Below are 3,472 nucleotides of genomic sequence, written 5' to 3'. Positions count from 1 at the left end.
CAGGCCCGTCGAGTCCGGAAACGGCAACAACCCGTGGGAGCTGGGCTGGAGCTGGCTCACCGGCAAGGGGCCCACGTCGCAGTGCTTCGGCCCGAACGACGACTTCACCCGCATCTACCGTGAGCACCAGCACACCCAGGAGGCGCTCGCCTTCTTCGCGAACCGTACGCGCACGGGTGAGTACGAGCTCGGCCACACGCTCAAGTACGACTACTCCCTCGGCGGGTTCGACGGTGCGTGGAAGTACCTCCAGGACTACGGGACGCTCTCCACGGCCGGTCTCACGGGCAACCTCGCGTACACGTTCCTGGGTTCCCACCAGGTCCGGATGACCCCCATCCGCAAGAACGCGGACGGCTCCGTCGTGTGGCGGTACACCGCCTACAACGAGTCGGACATCGAATCCGCGACCCACCCCCCGGTCATCGGTTACACGGACTGGTGGAGCAACAGCGTCGGTTCGCTCGTCGACAAGATCGTCGGCGACTCCGGTCCGATGTCGCCCAAGACCCAGGTCATCGAGTTCGACGTCACACTGGGCCCGTGATGCCGGTGTCGCGCGGGAGGGCGGGCGCCGGGTGGCTCGTCGCCCTCCTGACCACTGCCGTGTCGCTCGTCTCGGGGTGCACGGGCGCCGTCGACCCCGACGAGCTGCCCGGCTTGTACCGCGACGACGGGACGGGCGCCGAGCTGCGGCTCGAATCCGACGGGACGTTCTCCGCCGTCGACGTGGTGACGGACGGGACCTCCGGACCCGCCGACTTCACCGGCCGGTGGGAGTGGTTCGGCGACCGGGCGGGCAGCGACTTCGTCTACCTGTCGGTCGACAGCGGCGGGCTCGGCCCGGTCGCCGGCATCCAGCTCTACCCGAGCGGGGGAAGCGCTGTGGAGTTCCGTCCGGATCCGGACGGACCGCCCTCCCTGAAGCTCACCAGAGCGGCCGCGCCGTAGCGGCCGCCCGTCACCCCGATCCCCGGACTTCGACTCTCCGGCCCGCCCCCTTCTTTCCGCCCTCAGCTTCGACCAAGGGGATGCGGAGAACCCTCCCCACCCCCGTCCACACCTACTTCGAGGAATCCAGGACCGTGATGAACGCACGCAAGACATGGACGCGCACTCTGGGCACCGCGACCGCGGCCGGCGCGCTGGCGTGGGCCGTGGTGGCCGCGGGTCAGCCCTCCGCCGCCCCCACCAGCGAGCCCGTGGCCGAGACGGGGCCCGGGTACGCCATCGAGGACTACAACTACCCCGGCGCCGACAGGATTCTGGCCGAGCAGGGGATCGTCCTCAAGCGGGGCGACGGCCACATCGTGCTCGCCGACTGCCTCAGCGAGGAGAACCTCCTCAGGTTCCTCGCCCGCGGCCGGGCCGACGTCTGCTTCAAGGTCACCGCCGACGAGGGCTTCCTGACGCTGGAGATCCCGTCGGTGCACGGCGTGCGGACCGACGATTCCGTCAACACCCACCTGGCGATGACCGCCGAGGACGACCGCGTCGAGTACGACATCCCCGCGAAGACCTGGGAAGGGGTCGGTGAGTCCGTGGACGGCCGGGAGCACGTCCTGGTCGAGATCCGGGTCACCAAGTAGACCGCCGCGACCACGGGGCCCGGCCGGTCCCCGTCGTGCCTCGTGTCACCGGCCGGCCACCGGTCCCGTACCCGTACGACCGAACTCCTGCGCATTCGCCCACCGAACCCCGTTCCTGAAGGAAAACCCCCATGTCTGCACTCCGTCCGCGCACGGCCCGCATCCCGGGTCTGCTCGTCACCACGACCGCCGTCGCCGCCGGCCTCGTCCCCGCCGGCGCCGCCCAGGCGGTCAGCGGCCCTGAGGCGGCGGCCGACCGGCACGCCTCCGTCGTCAAGCTGAACATCGGCGACGAGGCGACCGGCCGAGGGTGCACCGGCTCCCTCGTCGACGCCTCGTGGGTCCTCACCGCGTCGAGCTGCTTCGCCGCGACGCCCGGTACCACGCTGCCGGCCGGTGCCCCCGCGCTGAAGTCCACCGTGACCCTCGGCGACGGCAAGCGGGTCGAGGTCGCCGAGCTGGTCCCGCGCACCGACCGGGACGTCGTCATGGCCCGCCTGAAGACCCCTGCCACCGGCCCCGCGGGCATCACGACGGCGAGCGCCGCCCCGGCGTCGGACGCCGAGCTGACCGCCGTGGGCCTCGGACGGACCAGGACCGAATGGGCGCCGGGCAAGCCCCACACCGGCGCGTTCGCCCTGAACGGCTCCGACGCCACCACCCTGACCATCACGGGGAAGGGGACGGACGCCATCTGCAAGGGTGACACCGGCGGGCCGCTCCTGAACGCCGCGGGCGAGCTGGTCGGCATCAACAGCCGTTCCTGGCAGGGCGGCTGCCTGGCCACCGACCCCGCCGAAACCCGTACCGGCGCCATCGCGGCCCGCACCGACGGGCTGCGCGAGTGGATCGACGGGGTGCGGGCCACGACGCCGGGCTGGCAGACCAAGGCGCTCGTGCAGGCCGGAACCAGCCTCTACCAGGCGGTCCGGCTGTCCGACGGCTCCTGGACCGGATACACCGACCTCCAGGCCAAGGTCGGCAACCTGGGCGGGATCCGCGGCACCGCCGCCGCCGGCATCAACGGTGACACCCACGTACTGGCCGTCAGCACCAGCGGCGGGCTCTTCCACACCGTCCGCAAGCAGGACGGCACCTGGACCGCCTTCGGGGACGTGTTCGGCGCGGCCAACGCCCTCGGCAACCTCACCCAGGTCTCCGCCGTCTCCATCGGCCACGACCTCCACGTCGTCGCCGTCGCCGACGGCAAGGCCTTCCACACCGTCCGCAACGGCGCGGGCAGCTGGACTCCCTTCCGCCAGATCAACGGCTCCCTCACGGGGGTGACCGCGGCGGCGACCGCCAGTGTCCGGGGTGAGCTCCACGTCGGCCTCGTCAGCGCCGGCAAGCCGTACCACACCATCCGCCAGACCGGCGGGACCTGGCTCGGCTGGGGCAACGTCGCCCAGGCCGTCGGCCCCACCGGACCGGTGACCTCCCTCAGCATGGCCGGCACCGGCGACGAGACCCACCTCGTCATCGCCACCGACAACGGCACCCGCCAGTACCACACCATCCGCAACTTCAACGGGACGTGGGCCCCCTGGGGTGATCTCAAGGGCATCCTGGGCGCGGTGACCGCCAAGTCCGTCTCCGCGGCCGCCGTCAACGGCGAGGCCCAGGTCGCCGTCACCACCACCGACGGCAAGCTGCTCCACACCACCCGGCACACCGACCGCACCTGGGACGCACCGGTGACGGCGCCCCTCGTGGGGGTTCCCGCGGCCCCCGGCGACCTCGCCATGACCGCCACCTACACCGGCTGATCCTGAGGGCGTGCCGGTGCTCGGCTCCGAGCCGCGCGCCGGCACGCGCGAGAGAAGTGGGGGCGGCCCCCCCCCCCGCCGGGGCGGGGGGGCCCCCGGGCGCGCCCCCCCCCCGGG

Annotated in this window: 3 protein-coding genes and 1 pseudogene; all 4 read left to right on the top strand. The window is 72.4% G+C overall.

Going from position 1 to position 3,472, the window contains the following annotated elements:
• Positions 1-547, top strand: a pseudogene (locus RIF68_RS31330) (hypothetical protein); the annotation flags it as partial.
• On the top strand, positions 544-951 hold the full coding sequence (locus RIF68_RS31325) for a hypothetical protein (protein ID WP_309054647.1): 408 nt from the start codon (positions 544-546) through the stop codon (positions 949-951). The pseudogene RIF68_RS31330 and the gene RIF68_RS31325, both read left to right, overlap by 4 nt.
• 137 nt (positions 952-1,088) lie before the next feature.
• Positions 1,089-1,589 carry a hypothetical protein gene (locus tag RIF68_RS31320; protein WP_309057847.1) on the top strand — a complete coding sequence of 167 codons (501 nt, stop codon included), beginning with the start codon at positions 1,089-1,091 and terminating at the stop codon, positions 1,587-1,589.
• A 131-nt stretch (positions 1,590-1,720) separates the two neighbouring features.
• Positions 1,721-3,355, top strand: coding sequence for a trypsin-like serine protease (locus tag RIF68_RS31315; protein ID WP_309054645.1), 1,635 nt, complete (start codon positions 1,721-1,723; stop codon positions 3,353-3,355).
• Positions 3,356-3,472 lie beyond the last annotated feature (117 nt).

Origin of the sequence: Streptomyces sp. (assembly GCF_031178505.1) — a bacterium.
Classification (GTDB): domain Bacteria; phylum Actinomycetota; class Actinomycetes; order Streptomycetales; family Streptomycetaceae; genus Streptomyces; species Streptomyces gulbargensis.
The sequence above is the reverse complement of the archived record's forward strand: the minus strand, read 5'-3'. Positions and strand labels throughout refer to the sequence as shown.